This window comes from Solwaraspora sp. WMMB335 (assembly GCF_049179075.1).
Taxonomy (GTDB): Bacteria; Actinomycetota; Actinomycetes; order Mycobacteriales; family Micromonosporaceae; genus Micromonospora_E.
Genome location: NZ_JBMHMF010000001.1, coordinates 2,505,757 through 2,527,846, shown reverse-complemented (window position 1 = coordinate 2,527,846; position 22,090 = coordinate 2,505,757). Strand labels below are relative to the sequence as shown.

At 68.4% G+C, this 22,090-nt stretch carries 18 protein-coding genes and 1 pseudogene; 12 read left to right on the top strand and 7 right to left on the bottom strand.

What is annotated here, in order from left to right; translation table 11 throughout:
* Positions 1 to 310: 310 nt before the first annotated feature.
* Positions 311 to 1,741 carry a hypothetical protein gene (locus ACN27F_RS10680; protein WP_421433065.1) on the bottom strand — a complete coding sequence of 477 codons (1,431 nt, stop codon included), beginning with the start codon at positions 1,739 to 1,741 and terminating at the stop codon, positions 311 to 313.
* Positions 1,734 to 5,123, bottom strand: coding sequence for an AAA domain-containing protein (locus ACN27F_RS10675; protein WP_421433063.1), 3,390 nt, complete (start codon positions 5,121 to 5,123; stop codon positions 1,734 to 1,736). The genes ACN27F_RS10680 and ACN27F_RS10675 overlap by 8 nt, the downstream gene beginning before the upstream one ends.
* Before the next feature lie 207 nt (positions 5,124 to 5,330).
* On the opposite strand from ACN27F_RS10675, the pseudogene ACN27F_RS10670 reads away from it, so the two are divergent.
* The 12 genes and pseudogenes from ACN27F_RS10670 to ACN27F_RS10615 form a co-directional block, all read left to right on the top strand.
* Positions 5,331 to 5,475 (top strand): annotated as a pseudogene (locus tag ACN27F_RS10670) (IS21 family transposase); the annotation flags it as partial.
* A gap of 15 nt (positions 5,476 to 5,490) precedes the next feature.
* Positions 5,491 to 5,733 carry a hypothetical protein gene (locus ACN27F_RS10665; protein WP_421440615.1) on the top strand — a complete coding sequence of 81 codons (243 nt, stop codon included), beginning with the start codon at positions 5,491 to 5,493 and terminating at the stop codon, positions 5,731 to 5,733.
* 238 nt (positions 5,734 to 5,971) lie between these two features.
* Positions 5,972 to 6,466 (top strand): hypothetical protein, encoded by a 495-nt coding sequence (locus ACN27F_RS10660; RefSeq protein WP_421433062.1) that lies wholly within the window; start codon positions 5,972 to 5,974, stop codon positions 6,464 to 6,466.
* Between the two features lie 347 nt (positions 6,467 to 6,813).
* Entirely contained in the window at positions 6,814 to 8,574 is a 1,761-nt protein-coding gene (locus tag ACN27F_RS10655) for a DUF2637 domain-containing protein (RefSeq protein ID WP_421433060.1), read from the top strand.
* Positions 8,575 to 8,900: 326 nt separating this feature from the next.
* On the top strand, positions 8,901 to 9,419 hold the full coding sequence (locus ACN27F_RS10650) for a hypothetical protein (RefSeq protein ID WP_421433058.1): 519 nt from the start codon (positions 8,901 to 8,903) through the stop codon (positions 9,417 to 9,419).
* Between the two features lie 175 nt (positions 9,420 to 9,594).
* Positions 9,595 to 9,825 carry a helix-turn-helix domain-containing protein gene (locus ACN27F_RS10645; protein ID WP_421433056.1) on the top strand — a complete coding sequence of 77 codons (231 nt, stop codon included), beginning with the start codon at positions 9,595 to 9,597 and terminating at the stop codon, positions 9,823 to 9,825.
* Between the two features lie 223 nt (positions 9,826 to 10,048).
* On the top strand, positions 10,049 to 10,978 hold the full coding sequence (gene hemC / locus ACN27F_RS10640) for a hydroxymethylbilane synthase (RefSeq protein WP_421433054.1): 930 nt from the start codon (positions 10,049 to 10,051) through the stop codon (positions 10,976 to 10,978).
* 494 nt (positions 10,979 to 11,472) lie between these two features.
* Positions 11,473 to 12,447 (top strand): hypothetical protein, encoded by a 975-nt coding sequence (locus tag ACN27F_RS10635; RefSeq protein WP_421433052.1) that lies wholly within the window; start codon positions 11,473 to 11,475, stop codon positions 12,445 to 12,447.
* A complete protein-coding gene (locus ACN27F_RS10630) occupies positions 12,444 to 12,896 on the top strand; it encodes a DUF4913 domain-containing protein (protein ID WP_421433050.1) in 453 nt (150 codons plus the stop codon). The genes ACN27F_RS10635 and ACN27F_RS10630 overlap by 4 nt, the downstream gene beginning before the upstream one ends.
* Positions 12,896 to 13,720 (top strand): phosphoadenosine phosphosulfate reductase, encoded by an 825-nt coding sequence (locus tag ACN27F_RS10625; RefSeq protein WP_421433048.1) that lies wholly within the window; start codon positions 12,896 to 12,898, stop codon positions 13,718 to 13,720. Before ACN27F_RS10630 ends, ACN27F_RS10625 begins: the two co-directional genes overlap by 1 nt.
* Before the next feature lie 126 nt (positions 13,721 to 13,846).
* Complete coding sequence (locus ACN27F_RS10620; protein WP_421433047.1) at positions 13,847 to 14,233, top strand: hypothetical protein; 387 nt, start codon at positions 13,847 to 13,849, stop codon at positions 14,231 to 14,233.
* Positions 14,230 to 15,636 carry a hypothetical protein gene (locus ACN27F_RS10615; protein WP_421433045.1) on the top strand — a complete coding sequence of 469 codons (1,407 nt, stop codon included), beginning with the start codon at positions 14,230 to 14,232 and terminating at the stop codon, positions 15,634 to 15,636. The genes ACN27F_RS10620 and ACN27F_RS10615 overlap by 4 nt, the downstream gene beginning before the upstream one ends.
* A gap of 209 nt (positions 15,637 to 15,845) precedes the next feature.
* Here the strand turns inward: ACN27F_RS10615 and ACN27F_RS10610 are convergent, their stop codons facing one another.
* The 5 genes from ACN27F_RS10610 to ACN27F_RS10590 form a co-directional block, all read right to left on the bottom strand.
* On the bottom strand, positions 15,846 to 16,436 hold the full coding sequence (locus ACN27F_RS10610; RefSeq protein WP_421433044.1) for a winged helix-turn-helix domain-containing protein: 591 nt from the start codon (positions 16,434 to 16,436) through the stop codon (positions 15,846 to 15,848).
* Positions 16,437 to 16,459: 23 nt separating this feature from the next.
* Positions 16,460 to 18,550 carry a toprim domain-containing protein gene (locus tag ACN27F_RS10605; protein WP_421433042.1) on the bottom strand — a complete coding sequence of 697 codons (2,091 nt, stop codon included), beginning with the start codon at positions 18,548 to 18,550 and terminating at the stop codon, positions 16,460 to 16,462.
* A complete protein-coding gene (locus ACN27F_RS10600; RefSeq protein ID WP_421433040.1) occupies positions 18,540 to 18,752 on the bottom strand; it encodes a hypothetical protein in 213 nt (70 codons plus the stop codon). The genes ACN27F_RS10605 and ACN27F_RS10600 overlap by 11 nt, the downstream gene beginning before the upstream one ends.
* Complete coding sequence (locus tag ACN27F_RS10595) at positions 18,749 to 20,554, bottom strand: type IV secretory system conjugative DNA transfer family protein (RefSeq protein WP_421433037.1); 1,806 nt, start codon at positions 20,552 to 20,554, stop codon at positions 18,749 to 18,751. The genes ACN27F_RS10600 and ACN27F_RS10595 overlap by 4 nt, the downstream gene beginning before the upstream one ends.
* Positions 20,555 to 20,625: 71 nt before the next feature.
* A complete protein-coding gene (locus tag ACN27F_RS10590; protein WP_421433035.1) occupies positions 20,626 to 22,083 on the bottom strand; it encodes a hypothetical protein in 1,458 nt (485 codons plus the stop codon).
* Between the last annotated feature and the right edge of the window lie 7 nt (positions 22,084 to 22,090).

Sequence of the window (22,090 nt, the reverse complement as noted above, 5' to 3'; positions counted from 1 at the left end):
TATCAGCGGTCCGCCGACGCCACCCGGCCCGGCGACAACACCCCCCGGATCATGCGTACGACAGGGGCATTCAGTCATACCGAGCCGGGCGACCGAGTCGTCCCCGGCTGGGGACGATCAAAAAGGTAACGGGCGGTCGTCTCGCAGAGACCACCCCATTCGTCGCCTATGAATCCGTGCGCTCCGGCAGGGAAACTGGTATAACAACGCGCTACCTACGTGAGGTCAGCCGACCTCGGGGATGAAAACAGCCGTTGAGCTGGACGATGTCGATTCGTACTACGGCCACTGAGCGGTACGCTGCACCCTATCAGTCTCTGGTTGCGGCGTCGGCCCTACTGATCAGCTCGGAATAGTGGTTGTGTCGCTCGTCCACATGTGTCTTGTCCCGTACTAGCGTTCCTTCCACTGGGCGGTAGGTGTGTGTGGGCTGGTCGCGGAACGACAGCCATTCGAAGCCGCTGTTTACCCACGTGTTGTCGAAGATCAGGACATTCGGATGGGGGTCGGATACGTAGGCCAGCTTGAGCAGGGAGTATCGACGGGCGAGTGCGCGCAGTCGGCTGAGGGCGTTGTCGTCGCTGCACGCAGGGTCTTGACCAAGCCCGTAACCGATGTGAGCGGTCAGGCCGGACCTGCGCAGCATGATCTCAAGTTTCGCGAGGAAGTCACCATTGACGACGGCGTCGCGGACGAACGGTACGGCCAGCAGGAACCTGCTGCGGGCGGTGTTGAGCGCGGTTGTCAGCAGTTCCCGATGCTCAAACAGCGGCACGGAGCGAACGGTCAGGGCTTCCAGCGCGGTGCGGGCGGTGACGCTCTCGTGCTCCTTGGCGCTGGTCGATGCCGCGCCGGGCATGCTGTCGTCGTGCGTCGGTAGGTTGTCGGCCCGGCGTTGCAGGTCACGGACTACGTCGTATGGTATGCGCTGCTGCCGTAGCGGTGGCGGGAGATCCGGTTCACCGACGGCGGGCGCTACTTGGATCTTGGTTCGTTCGACCCCGCCCACCTGGTGCAGCGCGTTGTCGTGGTGCTCGCTGAGCATGTCATCGACGACGATGTTGAAGCGTAGGTCGTCGGCCCTGTCGGAGGCGAAGACCAGCAGCACGGCGGGCAAGCATAGCCGGGGCTGACGGGTGATTGCCTCGATGCTGAGCACTTCGATCGCCGGGCGGCCGTTGTCCTGCTGAGTCTGGTCTAGCAGGAGGTTGAGCCGTCGGGGAGACACATCGCTGGTGTCTACATCGGCAGTGCGGACGGACGGCAGGATTCGCATGCCCTGCGATTCGGCGTCGGCGCGGGTGACCAGGTCAGCTCGGACGTGTGGGGTCGGTTGCCACAGCATCCGGTCGAAGGCTTGCGGGTATTCGGTGCGTTGCGGGGTTACGGTCGAGAGTTCTTCGACCGCGCGCCGGCCGCCTGGGGTCAGCAGCACCTTATGGCCGCCCAAGCTGTCCGGCCGGTATTCGACAGTTTCGGCCGACATTTGAGCCGTGACGGCAGCGGAGACGGTCGCCGTGTCGATGCCGAGAACGGCCGCCATTTTGTCGATCTTGTGGATGCCATGGTCTGCGAGTCGCAGCACGAACTCGTCCACCAGGGGAAGCCTCTTGCGTTCTTGTGCCAGCACATCGAGGGTGAGCAGCGATACCGGAACGGCTGCTTCGCCGACGTAGGCGAGTCGGTAGCCGGGGTGCTGGTCGCTGTAGCGGCGGGCCGCGATGACGGTGGTGTCAGCCATTGCGCGCGTCTCCGATTCGGCAGGTGTCGCCGTTGCGCCGGATGTGGGTCAGCACCGTGCTCAACGGGCCGGGCATCGACTCGCAGAACGGGGCGTCGCCGACGATGACCAGGCCGTAGCGCGACCGGGACAGCGCGACGTTGATGCGTCGCCAGTGCAGCGGTCCGAGGAACCCCAGCCGGCGGTGTGTGTTGCTGCGGGCGACGGAGTAAAAAGTGATGTCGGCTTCGCGGCCCTGGACGGCGTCGACGGTGTTGACCTCGATCTCCAGGTTCGGCGATGGTGGTCCGGCCACCGCGCGGCGCAGTTGCTCCATTTGCTTGCTGTAGGCGGTCAGCACCAGGACCCGCAGCGGTTTGCCGTCCGAAGGTTTGATCACGCCCTTGTCCACGGCGCCGCGAAGCGAGGTGATCGCGCGCCGGATGATGCGTTCCTCGCAGTGGTTGACCACGCTCGTGCCTTCGGCCCGTTCGTGCCGGTCGGCCATAGAACCTGTGTCCAGCCAGGTGACCGGCTTGTACAACGCCTTCCAGCCGGGCAGGGCATGAGTCGACATCGACACCAGTCGGCCGTCGTAGAAGCACGCCGACACGAGATCGCCGATGCCCGGGACCATCCGGTACTGGCGGGTCAGCTGACGCCGGGCACCTACCGGCGCGTGGTCGAGCAGCCTCTGGAAGAGGCTCTGCCCGATCTCTGCGGGTTCCAGGTTGTGGCGTTGCATCAGGTCGGGCTGGTCGAGGACTTCCTCCTGCATCGGCGGAAGCTGGTGCGGGTCGCCGACCAGCACCCATCGCTTGGACCTCGACAGCGGCACCAACGTCTCGGTCGCGGTCGCCTTCGACGCTTCGTCGAGAATGCACAGATCGAACTCGAGGTCACGCACGGCGGGGTGTGATAGGAACCCGAGGCAGGTACCGGCAACCACCCTGGAGCCGCGCAGCACCACCCCTTCCAGCTCGCGGCCCGACTCGATCCGCTGGAACCACTCGGCTTGCAGGGTCAGCAGCTCGACGAGCTTGCGAAGCTGGTCATCGTCGCCGACGACAGCGTCGAAGGCGTCCAGGGCGCCCTGCAGCGTCAGATCCTGGGGCAGCTCCAGGTCCCCGTCCAAGGCCACGTTGGCACGCTGGCGCAGCTCATCGGCCCGCTCTACGAGCAACTGAACACGGTCGTTGAGCGCGGCGGTCTGCGCCTCGGTGTCTTGCTCTCCGAAGTCGGGTGGACGCCCGCCCTTACTGCTGCGGACTGTGTCGACGCCGTCGAGGCGGGCCTGGGCGGCACCGAGCTCACGCAGCGCCTCGATCAGCTCAAGGATCGCCGCGGCGCCCGCCACATGCCCGGGATCGACTCCGACGGCCGTTGCGCGGCGTTTCAGTTCCGCCTCGGCCCGCTGTCTGACCTGGCGAACGATGCCCGGCATCTTCCGGTCCAGCAGATGCTCACGTGCCTCGGCGGCGATGCGTGGATTGTCCTCCTTGCCGAGCCGGACGAGGTCTGCCACACCGGCCTCGGCGAGGCGGACCAGCGCGTTGTCGACCGCCACGTGGGTCTGGCTGACCAGCAGAATCCGCGCGTCGGGCTTGCGCTTCAGCTTCTGCTGGACGAGCTCTGTGATGAACCTGGTCTTGCCGGTGCCCGGCGGACCCTCTAGCAGGAAGAAGTCGGGACTTCCCATCGCCGCGGCGACCGCAGACTTTTTGTCCTCGTCCAGTTCTCGGCCAGACCACGACTCGATCAAGCGAGCAACCGGGACAGCGATCCGAGTGGGGTCGAGCAGCAGCTTGCGCAGCTGCGGGCGGACCGAGATCCCGGCCCGGACGTTGACAACAGCTTCGCGCTGCCGGCGCAGCGCCTCTGCGGTCGGGCCGATGTACCGCACGAGCTCGCCAGTTCCCGGCAGGCTCTTGATCTTCCTCGTGTAGGCGAGCGTGATCGTCGTGTCGTCTTGTGCGATCACGACGCCCGGGCCGCCGGCGAGCCGGCCGGCGGGTCCGCGGCAGATCCGATCTTTCCCCAGGATGTCCGAGCCGCTGGCCTCCTTCAGGAAGAACTTGACGCGTCGGCCTTCTACGTCAATCGACGTGTATGCCAGCGGCGGCTCCCGCTCAATCTCCAGGGCTTCCTTTGCGTCGAGCAGGTCGATCCATGCGTCGAACATGCGGTTCTCGAACTGACGATCCCGCTCGTCGTCGAGCCGGAGGTAGTGATCGTCGACACCGGCGAGGACCAGCTCCTTGGCCTGCATCGCCGCCTCGGGCGGCTGTGGACGTGACGTCCATAGGATCTGATCGCTCACGGGCCAACCCCGTCGGCGCAGACCTTCGAGGACCGCTTCGGGGGCCTCGTTGACCTTGGTCAGAACGAGCTCGTGTCGGCCGGGCACCACCGCGAGCCGCAGTCGGCGGTCCCGGCCGATCAGCTCCAGCGTGTCGGCCGAGACGGTGCCTGCCCCGTCGACGTAGCGCAACAGATGCGCACCCTGGACAAGCTCACTCGTCAGAGCGCGCTCGATCGCTGCGGGGTCGCGGTCCAGCGGCGGCGCAGCAAGCCGCCGGGCCGCCTCGTCCTTCACCCGCACCTCCACCCGCCGGACGTAGTCGGAGAACCTACGCCGCCGAGCGGACTGGATCTCCCGCAGACGGCTGCGTAGCACGGCCGCGCTCTGCGGCCGAGCCTGCGGGTCGTAGCTGAGGCACTGAGTGAGCAGTTGGTGCACACTCGGGTGCACATCGATGTCGGCCAGAGCAGTTTGAATATCGGGGTAGTCGTCGAGCGGCCCGTTGGTCAGGCATCGCAACGCGGTCGCGGCGAAGCCCCACACATCCCGGCTGGCATTGGCCATGCCCTGCAGATCCGGCGGCGCGTACGGACGGGAGAAGTGCTCGACGAGCGTCAACTCCGTGATCATCTGGCTACGGATCTTGCTGATGCCGAAATCGGCGAGCTTGGGGCTGCCGTCCTCGGCGATCAAGATATTCGCCGGTTTCACGTCGCGGTGAACAACATCACGCTCATGCGCGTGGGCCAGCGCTTCCACCAACGGAAGCCCCCACCGGTCGGCGAAGTCGTCCCAGCCCAAGTCCTCCTCGGCCGCTAACTCCTGCAGCAGGTTCTTGTCGAACCACGGCATCACCAGGTAGAAGGCGTCCTGCTGCTCATCCTCACCGAAGTCGCGCAACGACACGATGTTCGGATGATCCAACCGGTGAAGAGCATCGACTTCGCGTCGGAAGAACGCGCGCTGCGTCGCATCCGCGTCGCGTCGAGAGATCAGCTTCAGGGCGACCCGGGCTCGATCTTCACCGTCGGTTGCCTCGACAACTTTGCCTTGGCCGCCGATGCGCTCAGCGTCGGTCTTGACGAGATACCTGTTTGCCACTAAGCGCAACGTTGCCCCCTCACCGCGTCAGCGCGGGGTAGCCTACCGGATCGCCTGGTCGAACCGAACAGACGTTCGAGGGTATCGCGTGTAGGGTGCACCGCCAGTCGGGCCATGCCCGCCTCAGTCTGTCAGCTCCGCTGAAAACTGACCACGTGGTTCCGGCTGAATCGGGACCACCTCCTGAAGCATTGGGAGGTGCTGAGCGTGGAGGACTGGGCGGAGATCCGGCGGCTGTGGCGGTTGGCGGGTGTAGCGATTCAGGCCATCGCACGGCGGTTGAGGATGCCTCGCAACACCGTGAAGAAGGCGCTGACGCAGTGATGAGCCGCCGCCGCGGTACCGGCGGGCGGCGAAGGGCTCGATCGTGGCATTGGGTGCCCGGCCCTTGCCGGAGATGGGGGCCGAGTACACGCGTGCCGGTGTGGACCTGGCCCCCGGCGAGTGGCTGGAGCTCGCGCTCGCCCAGATCGGCGCTCGGCGGGTACGCCATCGCGGCTGCCACCGCTTTGCCTGGCCGGTGGGCGACCGGGCCTGGCGTCGGCGATGCCCAATCGGACTGGTCGAACTGCCGTACCCGCTCGCGACGGACCCGGCGGTGACCCTGTGACCCGCTGCGCACCGAAGCTGACCTACTGCACAACTAGAGCGTGGCTGCTACACGCTGCCCAGCTGTACCGGCTGGCTCGGCAGGTGGGTATGGCCGCCGCATCATTCAGGACGGGCAGGCCCGGTATGAGCGGCGGCTGCGCTCGATGGCCCGGCTGACAACAAATCTAGATGCGGTATCATTGCAAATCATGTCGATGGTGCTGTCAGCGCCCGACACCAAGTCCATCGGAGACGCCATGACCACGCACGTTACGAGCCATCGCGACGCGGTCGACCGCTGCGGCGGTGCTGGTCCCCTCGAAGGGTGGCCGGGCGACCCGCTCGCTGCCGGCAATGTCGGTGAGGTGTGGCTGCACCTGCCGACCGGGGCCGCCGGTCTGATCGGCATCCGTCCCCATCACGACAAGGGTCCGGTTGTGGCTCGTGGGTTCAGGTTGCTGGAGGCGACCACACCGGTACCTCTGCCGGCCGGGCACGGGTTCGCCCAGCGGACGACCGCCGACGTGGAGACCGTGTTGCGCGCGGTGGGTTGGCACGTTATCAGCCGCGCCGACGCCGCCACCCGGCTTCGCGCTGCCGGGTTCCGGCTCGGCACTCGCCGGGCCGCCGGTCATCTGTTCTACGCCGACGACATCGATGACATCGCATGGCGGGGGCACTGCTCCGGCTACTGCGTCAACGCGTTCGCCGCGCCGATCCACCTCTCACCCAGCGAGTCGCCAGCACGCTGAGCGCCGCGTCGACGGCGGGCCGTCTCCGCCGGCCGGCCGGATCGGCCGGCGCCACGCAGGAAGTCGAGCACCGTACACCCGGGGCGTTACCCGTAGCGCTGCCGATAACCCGTAGCTCCCACGATGAGCCGGATGATCACCCACCGTTGGTGTCCCATTCGGCCCGTAACCGCAAGCGGTCCCGGACGGTGGCTGCAACCTCCCGGCCGGGACCTTGATCGGACATCGGAGGTCCGACCCATGACAGACATTACGGCTTCGACAGCGCCGTTAATCTGGCCCCCGACTTGCCAGGTGCCGACAGGGTCGGTGCCGGCTCGCGGGGTGCTGGAAGGTCCGGTGGCGCGATGAGCACCGATCTGACCAACGTGGCCCGGACCGATCGGCGGGTCGCCCGTGAGTTGGCGACCGCCGAGCGGGAGCGGCTGGCCAGCGAGCAGCGGATCGCCGACGAGGATGCGGCGGTGGAGCGTCGCCTGCGCGAGCAGGAAGGGCGGCTGCGCCTGGATGACCATCGCGATCGGCAGCAGGCCGACCGCGCCGAGCGTCGGCGGAAGCAACGCGAGGACAAGCGCGAGGCGCGGCGTAAGCGGCGGCGGACCCGCCGGCGGGACACGGCGGCGTGGTACGCGCGTCGAGTCGAGTATGTACGGGCCAACGCCGCGTCGGTCTACTCCGGCGTGATCTACGGCCTCGCCGTAGCGGGCGCCGTGTATGGGCAGGTTGACGCCGCCAGGATCAACGGTCTACCCACGCCGATCGGCGTCGTGGCGGCGGTCGCCATCGAGGGCACCGGCCTGGCGATGGCCCTGACAGCGCAGCAGCAGCGGCTCGCCGGGGAGCGGGCGCTCGCGGCTCGGGCGCTGATCTGGATCTGCACGGCGGCGGCGGTGGCGATCAACGCCATCGGCCACCACGCCGACCCGGTCAAGGCGGTCGGACTGTCGTTTCTCTCGGCGCTTGGCATCATCGTGTGGGAGGTCCGCAGCGGCGCCAAACACCGCCCTGCGCTGCGGGACCGGGGCATGCTACCGGCTCCGCCGGAGCGGTTCGGATGGCGGCGGTGGCTGGTGGCCCCCCGCTCGACCTTCAGCGCCTGGCGGCTGGACGTGCTCGACCGGCTGAGCCCTGGCGCGGCGGCCCTGGCCGCTCGTGCCGAGGCCGCTCGCCGGGAACGCAGCCGGCTCGCCTCAATCGACCGGGACCGGCAGCGGAGGGAGTCACTCGCGGCCGACGTCCGGAAACAGGCACGCACCGCCGCCCGCAACGCTGCCCGCGCCGGGGAGACCGGCAAGGCACTCACGATGCTGCTGCACCTCGCGCAGACCGGCACCCCGATACCGTCGCTGGCGCTGCCGGGACCGGCGCGAAAGGAGATGGAAGCAGCACAGGAGAACGCCCGGCTGGCTCGCGCGGCGGCAGCGGAAGCGGAAGCGCGCCTGAACGCAGAAGCGACAGGCCGCGTTCAGGCGGAAGCGGAAACCCGCGCGGCCCGGCACACCGCGGAAGCGGAAGCAGCGCGGAGAGCGGAGGCGGAGCAGGAAGCGGAACGGGCGAAGCAGCGGGCCGACCAGGAAGCGGCACTGCGGGCGGCTGCCGAAGAAGCGGCAGCGACGGCCCGAGCGGAAGCAGAGCAGACGGCTCGGAGCCAGGGGCGGGCGGAAGCGGAAGCGCAGGAATGGCGTCGACGCGGCGAACAGGCGGAAGAGGAAGCAGCCACCCTCCGTCACGCGAGCACGGAGCAGGCGCGGCACCGCAGAGACCTTGAGGTCCAGGTGGCCACCGTCGAGCGCGCTCTCGCTGACGAACAGCAGCGCCGCGAGGCTGCGGAGGAACAACTCCGCAGCCTGATGGAGCAGATGTCACCGCGCCGTCGCCGAACGGCGTCAAACGCGCCAGCGAGTGAGCCACTGATGTTCGACGGGCGGCCGGTGCCGCAGGTCGACCGGGTCAGCCCGGCCACCGTACTGGCGGTGCTCGAAGCGTACCGGGATCACCCGGACGAGAAACAGCAGGAACTGGCATCGCGGGTGGGCGTGTCAGACAGGACGATCCGGAGCGTGCTCTCGGCGGCGTCGCGCCGGGAACTCGCGACCGCCACCGCCTGACCGGTACGCCAACTCCGCTCGGTCACGTCTCCCGGCCGTTGCCAGCCGGGAGGCGTGACCGTGTGCGTACCTGGCCGGGCCTGGCTCGTGCCCGTCAACGGCACGCTCCGTCCCCAACCCACGGGCTCGTTGCGACGGTTCGTGATGACGATCGACGTACTGCTTCCGGAAGCGGCGAAAGCACCGGATGACCTTGCCGCCGGTACAGTGACCCTCATTCGCGACCGGAATTACCCGGCTGCGGGGAGCGGAAGCGGAAACGGCGGACTGTCGGGCGACGCCGGGCACGTCGGCACGTGAACGCAGGGGGAGACGTGGAGCTACGGGTGATCAACGGCCGCCCATGCACGAACCGTCGCGGAGCCGCCGAGTACCTCAACCGGAGCCTGCACACCATCAACCTTGTCGCCTCACCCAAACAGCGTCCCACCACGGGCTGGCGGGATCCGGCCGGAGAAGTGGACGGCCAGGAGTGGTACGCGCTCGACGATCTCGACGCGTTCAACGTCTCGTACTTCCAATCCAAGCGGACCGCCCGGATGGCGCGCGTGCACCACGTCAGCCTGGAGGGCGACCCGGACGACCTGATCACCGCGAAGGAGTTCCGCGACCTGATCGGAGTCACGCACGGCACGTGGTCGAAATACGTGGAGAAAAGCGCCCAGGCATGGGACAAGGGCCGCGACGGCTACCTGATCAAGCCCGATGTTGAGGAACCGGGACGCCGGGGGGTGATCCGCTCCTGGAAGCGCCATCGAGTCGAAACCTGGATCAACAGCCGGACCGGCTCGGCGTCGAGCACAGGCCGGCCGAAGCAGGTCACACAGCCCGGTGTCGAAAGCTGACTCGACGTTACCGGTAGCACCCGGCAGGCTGCGGTGATCAGTCCTTCTCGGTCCAACGGTGCTACGCCTAGCGCAAGCCCATCCACGGGGTAGCCCCGCTGCCACCCCACCATCGGCACCGTCGCTGTTGTCGCAGGCCGACAGGCCGGCACCGGACAACAGCGGGAGGACCACGATGGCGACCAGCACCGCGACCACACCTCGGTCTCAGGTCTGGACGGAGCAGGCGGTACGCGCCCTCGGCATGACCACCGACGTCGAGACCGCCGGGGAGATCCTCGGCATCGGCCGGACGAAAGCATACGAGCTGGCCAAGTCCAACAAGTTTCCGGTGAAGATTCTCCGCATCGGGCGTCGCTACCTCGTCAGCGTTCCAGCCCTGCTGAGACTCCTTGATGTCGACTAGTGCTAGCCGCGCGACCTGGCGGGCCTGACTGCATCGCCTCGAACGGAGACCACCGGCGGTGAGGCGTGCACCTGCCGCCGGTCACCCACGCAGTCCCGCTCGTTCGAGCAGACGCTGACGATCATCGAGCGGCCGGCCGAGATCGCGGTGCGCTGCTCGATCGTGGAACGAATCGCCGTGCCGTGCAGCCACCGCAGACACGACTCGACCGTACGCTTCCTGGGTGGCGATACATGTGATCACCGTCGGCACCCGAGCCTCTCCGATGGCCCTCGCGCAGGCGGAGCAGGTCGGTAAGGTGCTGGCGCTGCTCGACCCTGCCGTGGAGATCCGGCTGGTGCCGATGACGACCAGCGGCGACCGGTGGACCGGTGACCTCGCGGTCATCGGCGGCAAGGGCGCGTTCGTCCGAGAGCTGGACCGCGCCCAACTCGCCGGGGAGATCACGGTCGCCGTCCACTGTCTCAAGGATGTCCCCGGTGACGTCGCCCTGCCCGAAGGGCTGGCGATCGCCGCCTACCTGCCACGCGAGGACGTCCATGACGCGGTGGTGTCCCGCCACGGCGGCACGCTCGACGACCTGCCCGCCGACGCGACCGTCGCGACCAGCTCGCCGCGCCGTCGCGCCCAACTCACTACCCGCTGGCCCCACCTACAGGTGACCGCCGTACGCGGTAACACGAACACCAGACTGCGCAAACTCGACGACGGCGAGTACGACGCGATGATCCTCGCCGTCGCCGGGCTGCGCCGCATCGGCCAGACCGCCCGGATCACCCAGGTGCTGCCGGTCGAGGACATGCTGCCCGCCGTCGGCGCCGGCACGATCGTGGTCACCACCCGCACCAGCGACACCGCGACCACCAGCCTCGTCGCCCGGTTGAACGATCCGGCCACCGCGCTGGCGGCCACCGCCGAACGCGCCATGCTCCGCGCACTCTCCGGCCACTGCCACAGCCCGATCGGCGGGCTCGCCCAAGTCGAGACCGACACGGTACGACTGCACGGCGCCGTCTACAGCCCCGACGGCGCCAAACAGGTCACCACGACCATGCGAGGACCTCACTCCGACGCCGCCGACCTGGGGCGCGGTGTCGCCGGCTACCTGCTGAGCGCTGGCGCCGACGAGCTCATCGACTCGGCCGCCGGCTGACTCGCCAAGTTGACGGCCCAAGGACCGGAGCCTTGCGACGGGGGAAGACCGGTGCAGGGGCCGACCCGGCCTGGCGGAGTGCGCGGGGAAGCTTCGTCGGAACCGAGGCGTAGTCGGATGACATGCGTCGTCGACGGGCGCGGCGACAGTGGGGCGAGGACCCTCAACACCCACGCCGTGCCCAGCGCGCTCGACGAATCGGGCCGCTCCACCGCAAGCCCGCATTCGCCACATTGGCATGGCAGGTGTGCCTGCGATCCCGGGCGCTTACGACGCAATCAGGGAATTTCGCCGCAGGCGGTCGCGGGCCGAACCGATGCGCACTCGACGGCAAACCGACTGCCCAGCCTGACCCGGACGATCCACCGCCAGCATTCCCGGTCTCACAGCGGTGTGCGATTCACCGCTACCCGTAGCGGCCTGTCTATCTGACCACCGCCGGGACCGCCCGCCGGTAACCCCGCCGACTACCCACGACCGGCACCGTCGCGACCATGGAACACGAGCATCACGATCCCTGGAGCGAGGGCAACCAGCGCGCGATGGAACGGCTCATGGCACTCGGCGTCCTCGTCGAGGCCGGGTCGCGGCTGGCGGCAGAGAACGCCCGCGTCAAGGCCAACCGATCCGAACAGGAACTGCGCGACCAGGGTCGCCGGAATCGGGACGAGCAGAAAACGAGCCGGAATGCCGACCGGCTCGCCGCAGCTGACTCGTCTCGGCGAAGGCGCGAGTGGTCCCGTCTCGCCGGGGACGGCGAGCGGCTCCGCGACTACCTCTCGGACCTGCCCTTCGTGGAGGTGGCGCGGCACTGGGGACAGGCGGCTCAGAGCGCCGAGAGTAATCCCACCGACGCGGCTGTGCTGGCCGCGGCCGAAGACGAACTTCGACGTCGGGCCCCGAGTTTGATCGACTTCTACGCCCGTGGGCGCGACGATGGGCTGTCGCGCCAGGAAGCGATGGCCGACGCGGCCCGCTACGTCTGGTCCGGATCGGGCCCCGCCCGCAGGCACGGCGGCCGACCTTCCACCGCCGGCGCCCTTACGCAGATCGGCGACGAGCTCGACCAGGAGATCACCCGACTCGCCGGCACGTTGGACCCGATCGGGCAGGCACGGCTGCTACGCAACCTCGAAGACAGCGGTTGGTCCGCACAATCGCTGGCCCACGTCGAGACGCTCCTCGACCGAGCCGAGGCCGAGCGGCGTACCGCTGCCACAACTGCGGCCACACCCGACGCCCCCGCCACCGCGGTCAATGAACATCAAGCGGCTCGCGCCGCCGCCGCAGCGGCCTCGGGCCGCGCAGGTGACCTCGACGCCGACGCGCGCGCCGCAGCCGCCCAGCCGGCGGCACGGTTAGCGGCCGAGTCCTTCGCTCTGCCTGCGCAGCAGGCACTCACCGCCCATCCGACCTCGATGCCACCCCGCGCCCCGGTAGCGCACCCCGCCCAGAGGAGGAGCCGGTGACCAGCCGCCGCGACGAGGATCTGACCGGTACGGTCGCGGCCCTGCAGAACCAGGTCGCGGAACTCACCCAGCGGCTCGACGACCAGACGCCCGCCACCGCGCCGGCAGCACTGCGGTTCCCGACCGTCGAAGCCTGGGCCACGGGCTTGTTCCTACCGATGTTCGGGTGGCGCGTCGACGGACAGCGCTGGCACTGGTGTCCCCAGTGGTGGCGTCACGCAGAGGCGATCTGGCGGCTCGAACTGCTCTGGCGTTCGTGGGAAGTCAACCGCCTCGCAGCGACCGGCATGTCCGCCTGGTCGATCGAGGTCGACCGGCACATCCACGAACTGCTCGGCGACGACGGTCCCTTCCGACAGTGCCGGGCCGCCGATGACGACCGCGCCGCTCGGCACACCGAAGTTGCGTCGGCGACTGCCGAACCCGCCCCCAAAGGCTGGTGGGACTGATGGCTACCTCGATTCCAGCGGTCGCGTACGGGGGTGGGGTTCAGTCGACGGCGCTGCTGGTTCTCGCCGCCACCGGCCGGATCAACTTTCCGACATTCCTCTTCGCGAACACAGGCGACGACTCCGAGGACCCGGCAACCCTGGCGTACCTGCAGCGGTACGCCAAGCCATACGCGGCCGCGCACGGCATCGAGCTTCACGAACTGCGCCGCGTCCGCCGCGACGGCGCCGTCGAGACCTTGTGGGGCCGACTCACCCGCGATGGGTCTCGCAGCCTGCCCATCCCCGTTCGCATGTCGAACGGGGCACCCGGCACGAGATCGTGTACTGCGGACTTCAAGATCATGATCATTGGGAAGTGGTTGAAGCAACGTGGAGCCAGCCGTGATGACCCGGCGACGGTGGGCATCGGCATCAGTCTCGACGAGATCGAACGCGTCAACCGACGTATGGGCATGCCGTACGAGATCCCGGTGTACCCCCTGCTTGACCACGATCCGCCACTGCGCCGGCACGACTGCGCAGGCATCATCGCCGCAGCAAAACTGCCGATCCCACCCAAGTCGGCCTGCTGGTTCTGCCCGCTGAAATCCCCTCGGCGCTGGGGCGAGATGCGGCGCGACAGACCGAGCCTCTTCCGCTCGGCCTGCGATCTGGAAGCCCTGTTGAACGCGCGGCGGAACATGCTCGGCAAGGATCCGGTCTGGCTGTCGCGGTACAACCGCCCTCTCGTCGACGCCATCCCCGGAGCGCAGCAGACCCTGCCAGGGCTCGATGGTGAGCCTGGTGTCGGCCTCTGCGACAACAGCTCTTGCTTCACCTGATCGGCACCGTTGGCGAGTCGGCGTGGACAACACTCGACGGGCCGGGCCTCGACGGGCTTCACCGGTTATCCACAGGGCGTCGCCACCGCTGTGGAGGCGCGTACACGCAGTCGGGAGGATTCGGGAATGAACTACATCACCGCGTTGCGGCAGGCCACGGCCTATCTGGAGGAACGGGGAGTCGTCGATGAGACCGAGGTACAGGCCGGCCTGCGCCTTGCGGGTCTGGCCTTCGATTCTCCGGATGTGCCCTCCCGGGAATGGGCGCTGCTCGGGTTCGAGCTGCTCGCCGCGCTCACCGAGCTGTACCCAGATCCGGCGCCGATCGCCGTACTCGCCACACGGTCCTCGATCACGTCCGCATCGACGCAGCAGGCTCTGATCCGCTTCGTGTCGGTACTCGCGAACGGCTACGACCAGGCGAGCAGACAGCCGGAGTTGCCGACCGGGCGTCGGTTCGCCTACGCCGCGACAGCCGGTCGGCTCAGCGGTGCGGCGCGAGGTCTGTTGTGACGTACGGACATTGGCTTTCGCGGGCGCACGACGAGCTTGCCGGTGCGCAGGCACGCCTACCGTCCAACCCGGCGGTCACTCTCGATGACGTTGAAGCGACCGTCGTAGCCCGGCACCGCGTCTATACCCGGCTGGCCAAGCTCGTGGAGTTCGTCATCGGCGGCCAGCCGGCTCGTGCCGACATTGACCGCAGCACCGTCGATATCGCCTTGCAGATGCAGGCAGGAAACCACACGACTCGGCTCTACCTAGGACTCACCGCTGCGGCTCGCTCCGACCTGCCGGCTGTCCATCCCACGGCTGCGATCGGCAGGGTCGGGCGCCACCTGGAGTCAGCGGCAGAGGCAGTGGCGGTGGCGGGGGAAATCCTGGCTAGCCACGCACCACCCGCGCGGGAGCCGCTGACTCCAGAGGGAACGGCGATTCGCGCCGGCGCCGGGCGCAAAGCCGGCTTGGCCGACATCGCAGCACTGACCAAGACGATGCTGGCTATCGATGCAGAACTACCTGAGTGGCTGTCGAGTAGCCATCGACTCGCATACCGGGCCTTCGAGACGGTTGCGGATGAGGCACGCTGGACCAACGACAGCTACCTGACCGAGGTCCTGCACCAGGTTACGTCGGACGCGGATGGGGCCCCTTCGCTGCTGCACCTGCTGGAACCGCCACCGGTCTCGCCAGCCCGCCGGGCCATCAGCGATGGAGCGTCGGCGCGGACATCGTTGGTCGCGGCACGAGACTGGATGCACCGCAACCCCGACGAGGTGCGCGCACTGCACCTGGCCAAGGCGACCCAGGCAGCGCTCGCGGTTAGCGCGCTCGCTTCACCCGGCGCTGGCGCGGACTGGCGATCGTGGAGCACAGCTGCCCATGTGGCCGGTCAGTTTCGCGGCACACCCCCACACGGCCCGGAAGCAGCACGAATGGCCCGTGAGCTCGACCTGGTGACCAGGTGGGTTCGCCCAGAACCGCGGAGACCAGGGCAGGGCATCAGGCGCGGCTTCCGACTCGAAGCGATCGACGAGCTGGCCGGGGTGCTCCCGTCATTGTCGGAGGTGCTGGATGCGGCAACCCTGACGGCCGCTCGACACCGCCACTTCTTCGTTGTCGGCCGCCGGGAGCTCGAACGCGTGCCCAGGTCGCTGGTGTATCACGCTGTCGAACGATGGTGCGTTGCGCTGCCGAACGCCGAGCAGGTCTACCGCCTGCGGTCAGCGCTCGCCGCCGTGGGAACCTCCGCACTCGCATCGGCGCCGTCGCAGCTACCGCGCACCGCGCCGCGCCTGGCCAGGCTGGCGTTCGCGGCAACAGCCGAGGCCAAGCCGAGCCAGCATACGGGTCGTGCAGCCGACCGCGCGGTACAGGAGCCCTTGCCGCGTGCGAGCCGCTCCGGCCGCCGTTGACAACACTGTTCCTGCCGGTGATCGGGTGCCGCCGCCGCCGTTCGAAGTCGTCTTCTGTTGTGTAGTTTGAGCAGTCTGAGTCCCCGTGAGAGGGCCGGGTAGACGGTCGCAGACGCGAGCGCGTTGACTGGCTTCGTCAGTTTTCAGTCGACGATCCCACCGGGTGTGCGACCGGTGCACATCTGGGGTGGACGGATTGCGCTTCCGGCTCAGCGACGCCGGGTTGCGGACCGTTTGGTGTCCGTCTGCGAGGAAGGGACTGCGGCTGGAGGTCCCGGTGCCTCGTTCGTTGCCTGGCTGGCGAACGAGCTTCGGGCCGTGGTTGGTGCGCTCTCGGCGTTCTGCTGTTGGCCCACGAGGGTGAGGGCTTGATCGAACTTGCGGAGGCGTTCCAAGCCCGCATCCGTTATTTCCCACAGGCCGCGGGGACTGTGCGTACTCAGGTGGCCGCGTTTGATCAGGTCGGTTCGGGCTACGTTGCAGCGCAACCGCCACCGTATCTGGCCGTCACCCAGTTTCTGCCGGTCGGCATCGGTGAGCTGCCGGGCGAGTAACTGTCCGACCCTTTCGATGACCTCGTGTGCAGGTGCGCTGCCACCGAGTTGTTCCAATGCGCTCAGGATTGGTACTTCAAACTGTGGGTGCGGAATGCTCTGGCCCGCTGCGGGCCGTGGGCTCCGCTTGGGCACTGGCAGGCCGAGGAGTTGCCGAAGAACGTCGTTTGGCTGCTTGCGTGATTCGATGGCACGCTGGCGCAGCGCGGCGTGCACCTGTTCGTCGACCCGGATTAGCTTGCTCACCGTGGTTTCCTCTCTATTGCTGTTCATGGTCGGCGTGGGCTGCTTCGCGGTGGCAGCGGCAATGAGGGTGACCAACCGGGTGTGCCAGAAGACATGCCGCTGGTGGCGGCCGGGGCAGGCTCTGCGGATAGCGAGGTGACGAACGAGGTCTTGGCCAGCGCAGCGGCTGAACCGGTGGCGGTGTGCGTCGTTTTCCGGGTTGCCCCGGTGGTGGTGACTAGTGAAGGCGGAGCTGAGCGGGCATGGATGAGCAACACGGCCGGGTTGCCGGGATGGTGCGAGCCGATGGCGTTGATGATTCGGTTCGCGCTGGCTTGGGCGTCGCTCATCCCGGCCAGTTCGGCACCTAGCTGGTCTGGGGGGATCGCCTTGTGGAGGGAGCTGTTGCACAACAGGATCGGGCCGTCGTCGACCGGGCAGATGCTGATGTCACCGGCGCGGACGCTGGAGGTGAGCAGGGTATCGGCGATGACGCCGTGCGAGGTGTGTTCTCCTTGGTCACGGCGTTTCCGCGCGGCGGTGTGGTCGGCGGTGACTTGGGCGAGTTGGCCGGCGTTGATGGTGTAGGCGCGGCAGTCCCCGGCCCAGGCGATTTCGAACCGCACGCCATGGCGGCTGTCGGATGCGGGATACGCCGAGACGACCAGAAGGGACGCGTCTCCGGCCTGGCTGTGGTGCACGCCGTCGTAGATGGCGTTGACCGCTGCCCGTGCGGCGTGCAGTCCGGTCGCCGGCGATGAGCGCAGGGTGACGGTGGCGGCGATGTCGGCGGCCATCTCTGCCGCGGTCGTCGCTTCCCTGTGTCGCCCAATGCCGTCGGCGAGCGCCCAGACGCTGATCCCGGTGCGGGGATCGTGGCGAGTGGACATGGCGGCGGTGTGGGTGGTTCGTCCGCCTCGGCTTCGTGCGGACGCGGATACCGTGATGGGAGCAGCGTTCGCGTTCGCGGCCGGGGTCGGTGGCTCGTCGTCCGACGGAGGCGGAGAGCTCACGGTGTGAGACGTCGGTGGCGGGTCGGGCGGTGGGGGCGGGTCCAATCCACTGGGGGAGTCTGTTCGGGCCTCCCATGCCTCGACGACACCGCGTACGACGTCAGTGGCGTCCAGTCCGAGTTGCTCGGAGGCGGCCTCCGCCATGGCGCGAGTGGCGTGCGGGGCGTCGATGAACAGTTCGGCGATAGCATGGTATGCGGTGAGTCGGTCGTCGACGAACCGGACCGGATCCGTGATGCGCCTGCTTTCGAACAGGCCGCTGATCTTGTTGGTGAGCTGAAGCTGGGCGAGGGGTTGTATGGCGCCGACGATTTCGCTCATTGCCCTGATGGGGCCCATGTCCGCGAGTATGTCGGCGGGATCCTGTCCCTTGGGTAGGCGGACTCCGGAGAGCTGACCGGGCCATCGCGCCGCGATCGGGTAGGCCCGCTCTGCGGCCCGGCGTCCGCCGCCGTCGCCGTCGAAGGCCAGGACCAGGTGTGCGCCGGGTAGCGCCCGCTGGAGCAGGTTGAGTTGTTCGTGGGTGAGATTGGTGCCGCACGGCGCGACCGCGTAGACGGGTTGCGTCTCGGGGATGGCGTAGTGCGCGGCAGCCATGCGGTGCATCGCGAGCACGTCGGCGGCTCCCTCGACGACGAACACCACGGGGTCGCCGATGCCGGCGGGGCGGTGCGCGAGTTGTTGTCCGAGGCCGAAGAGCACCTCTCGTTTGTGGTAGAGGGAGGTGTCCGGGCTGTTCATCCACTTGGCGTCGGCGTGACCCGACAGGTCGCGGCCGGTGAAGCCGACGACACGGTTGCGGTCGTCGGTGATGGGGAACATCAGCCGGTCGCGGAATCGGTCGAGGAGCTGTCCGCTGGTGCGGTGAATGAATCCGAGACCTGCGGCGGTGACCTCGTCGGTGGTGAAGCCGGCTCGCTGCAGATGGCTTGCCAGTTCGGTCCAGCGTTTCGGCGCGTACCCGATCCGCCATGGCCCCGCTGGGTCGGTGGTGTCGCTGATGCCGTGGCTGTGCAGGTAGGGGGTCGCTTTCTTCGAGGTGGTCAGCCGGCTGGCGTAGAAGCGTGTGGCGAGGTCGTTGACCGCGTACAAACGTTCGGGTGGCGGGTGGTCAGCGGCCATCGTCGGTTTCCTCGCGTGTGCGCCGTACGAAGTCGGCGTCAGCCGCCGGTTCGGCCTTCAGAGAGGCGAGGGTGTGGGCGTGTACGAGGTAGGTCAGCGCCAGGAGCTCGCCGGCCAGCTCGTCGATCTGACGTTGAAGGTCGGCGAACATCGCCTCCAGCCAACGCTGTTCCGCTTCCGACCTTGGGTGGTTGCCGCTCATGACTGATGCCCGCGGTCGTCGAAGCCGGGGTTGTCCACGTCGATCCGTGTGGAACGGCGTCGGCTGGTGTCAAGGTCGGTGCGGGCGTTGTGGGTGATGGACTCGACGCTGGCGGCAGTGTCGGCGCCGATGGTGTCGGCGTGGTCGCCGCTGTACCACGGCATCAGGTCGATCATGGCGGCGCGGGCACCGGTCGCGAGCAGGACCGCCCGTCCGCGCTTGAGGGACCGCAGATCTCCTGGTTCGAGGATTCGCCGTCGTTGAGCGCTGGTGGAGTAGCTGGTGTGGCCGTTGCCGTCCCGGTTGATCGAGGTCACCGCGACGTCGTGGTCGCCGATGAGTCGGGAGACGTCTTCGGCGTGGCGGGAATCGTCCAAGCCGGCGCCGATGAGCTTGATCGTGGCGGCGGTCCACAGGGCGGTCATCCCTCGTTCGCCCCACACCCCTTGGCCTTGGGCGATGTTCTGGATGATGGTGATGGGGATGATTCCTCGGCCGCCGAGGTGGCTGTACAGCTGGGGCAAGTCGGCGATCTTGCAGATGTTCGCGGCCTCGTCGAGCACCGCCAGCACGGGTGGGTCGATGCGGCCGCCACCGGCTTCGGCGTGTACGACGGCGGTGCGGAACACCGCGTCGGTGAGCGCGGCGACCAGGGGAGCGGCGGCCCCCGCTCCTTCCTTGGACAAGAGGTAGAGCGTGTCGTTGGAGGTGGGGAACGCCGTGACGTCGAGGCGGTCGATGCTGCTTGCCGGCGGGGTGACCCAGGCCATGATGTCTGGGTCGGACAGGCAGCGGGCGGCGGTGCGCGCGGTTTCGTAGACCCCGTCCCTGGTCTCCGGGGCGCCGCCTTGTCGACCTGCAAGCGACCGGGCGGCCTGCGGGTATCCGGCGGCGCGTAGCAGCGTTACCGGCTCGCGAGTGGTTACGTCGGACAGCCAGGCTTGCACATCGGTGAGGGTGCCGCCGGAGTTGGCCGCTGCCAGGAAGAGACAGGTGAGCAGATCTCCGGCCGCGAGCGGCCAGAACGGGTCGGAGGAGCCGACACCGCGGATTTCCTGAATGAAGTGGTCGGCGAGCCGGGCGGCGTCCTCGACACCGTTGATCGTGGCGAGAGGATCCCACCAGAGGGTTTGTGGCTGGCGGGTGACCCGCTGTGGGTCGAAGGTCCAGACGCGGCCGATCCGCTGGCGGGCTCGCGCGGTGGCGGCCCACAGGTCGGAGCGGTTGCTTGTCGCGAGCACCGGCCCGGGTGCGTCCAGGATCGGGGGTACCGCCAGGCTGGTTGTCTTACCCGCCCGGGGCGCCATCACGGCGAGGATGACGTCCTCCCAGCTGGACCGAAGCACCGGGCCGCGTTTCCGACTGCCAGCGACGAGCCGTCCGACGGCGATGCCGATCGCGGCGGCCGGGACCTGCCTCGGGGCGCGTCCGGCGAGGCTCGACCGGAGCCGTTGGGCACGCCGTAGCGCGGTGACGCCGATGAGTTCGTCGACATCGCGGGCGCGGGCGAGAGACGGTAGAGGGTCTCCGGCCTGTGGGCGATGGGCCTGCCACCACGCCCAGCCCCAGAATCCCGGCACGACGAACGCGGTGAGTAGCAGCGTGTAGATGAGCGCTACCCGTAGCGGTGGCACGCCAGGCCACAGGTGCTGCCATTCCTGGTCGACCAGGTGGCTGGTGAAGTCCCAGCCGAACGGCGGGCCGGTTTTCCATGGGTGCCCGGACACCACAGCGGCGAGTCGTCCGGACAGCCACGCCAACCAGGTCAGCCCTGCGGCGGCGGCGCAAGCGCCAAGGATCAACCATGGAGTTAGGGGGTGTCCGCCCGCGCTGCCGCGGGGGTAGATCGGCTGCTGGCTGCGGATGCCGCCGTTCATCGGGCACCCGCCCGCACCGCCGTGTCGGTGTCGTACAGCGATACCTCGTCGCCGACGAGGTGCAGCGCCACCGGCATGCCGGCCCGCTCGCCCGTCTTGACGAGGTACTTTCCGCGGCCCGGATGTGTCGCGCCGGGTACCAGAGCGTCCGGGGCGGCCCAGGAGGCGACCATGTCCCGTTCAGGCCCTGAGAGGCGGACCATCTGGCTGATCCGGTCCAGCTCCCGGCCGGGCAGAGCGGCCAGAACCTTGATGGCGCAGCGTTCGGCCATGCCGCGTCCCTTGGCTCTGTCCTCATCGCTGGCGAGCGCGTCCAAGTCGTCCAGGGAGTGGGTGAGCATGATCTGCGATACGCCGAGGTTGCGTGACAGTCGGGTGAGCGCGTCGGCTGGCTCCACCAAGCCCGGTGCTCCCCGTAGCGCCCGCCACAACTCGTCCATGACTGCCAGGTGCCGACGTCTGGGGGCGAGGCCCTGGTCGGCGAGTACGGCTGCGGCGTCGATGACGGCGTACCCGTAGCTCCAGGTGGAGAGCATCGCGGCGGAGACGAGCTTGTCGCCTGCGGCGGCGACCCTGGAGATGTCGATACTGACCGCCTTGGCGGACAGGTCGATGGGGGTGGAGGTGGCGGCGTCGAAGACGCCGGCGAGGGTTCCTTCGCACAACAGCCGGAGGGTGGCGACGAGGTCGTCGATGCGGCGGCGGTAGTCGGCCAGGGAGGTGGCGCGTGCTGCAGCCCGGATCGTGTCCGGCCCTTGTTCGAGCACCGCGAGCACGTCGGGGATCACCGGGTCGGTGGCACGTCGCTCGGCGAGCAGATCCACCACACGACCGAGGACGACCTCCTCGGTGTTGCTGACCCGCCCGCCGTCTCGCACCAACGTGCACAAGGCGATGAGCAGGGTGAGCCGCCGTCCGCGCAGTTCCAGACGGAGCTGATCGGCGTCCGCCCCGCTCATTCGCGACAGCACCGTTCCGAGTGGACCGGCGTCGAGTGGGTTGATCCGGTCCATCCCTCTACCGACCCGTATGACCTGCCCGTCGAGGTGCTGCACGACCCTGGTGTAGTCCGGCTTCGTGTCGCCCAGGATCAGCACCTGAGCGCCGGTGGCGGCCATGCCCATGACCAGGCGTTTGGCGAACGCGGACTTACCGGCACCTGGCTGACCGAGAACGAAGACGCCGGTGTTGGTGATCAAGCCGGCGCCGAGCCACTCGAACGGGTCGAGGAGCACTGACTCGCCCCAGAGCTGGTGGCGCCCGATCGGCACACCGAGTAGCGGCGAGCCGGAGCCGGCGGTGAACGGGTAAAGGCCGGCGGCCTGCACGGTGGTGGCCTGGTACTCGGTGCCGGCCGTGACATGCACGGCCCGTCCGGCACCCGGCCGACGCCAGCCCCACGCCGGGGGGATGGTTCCCCCGTACGACACATCGTTGTACGGATCATCTGCCATTGGTGAT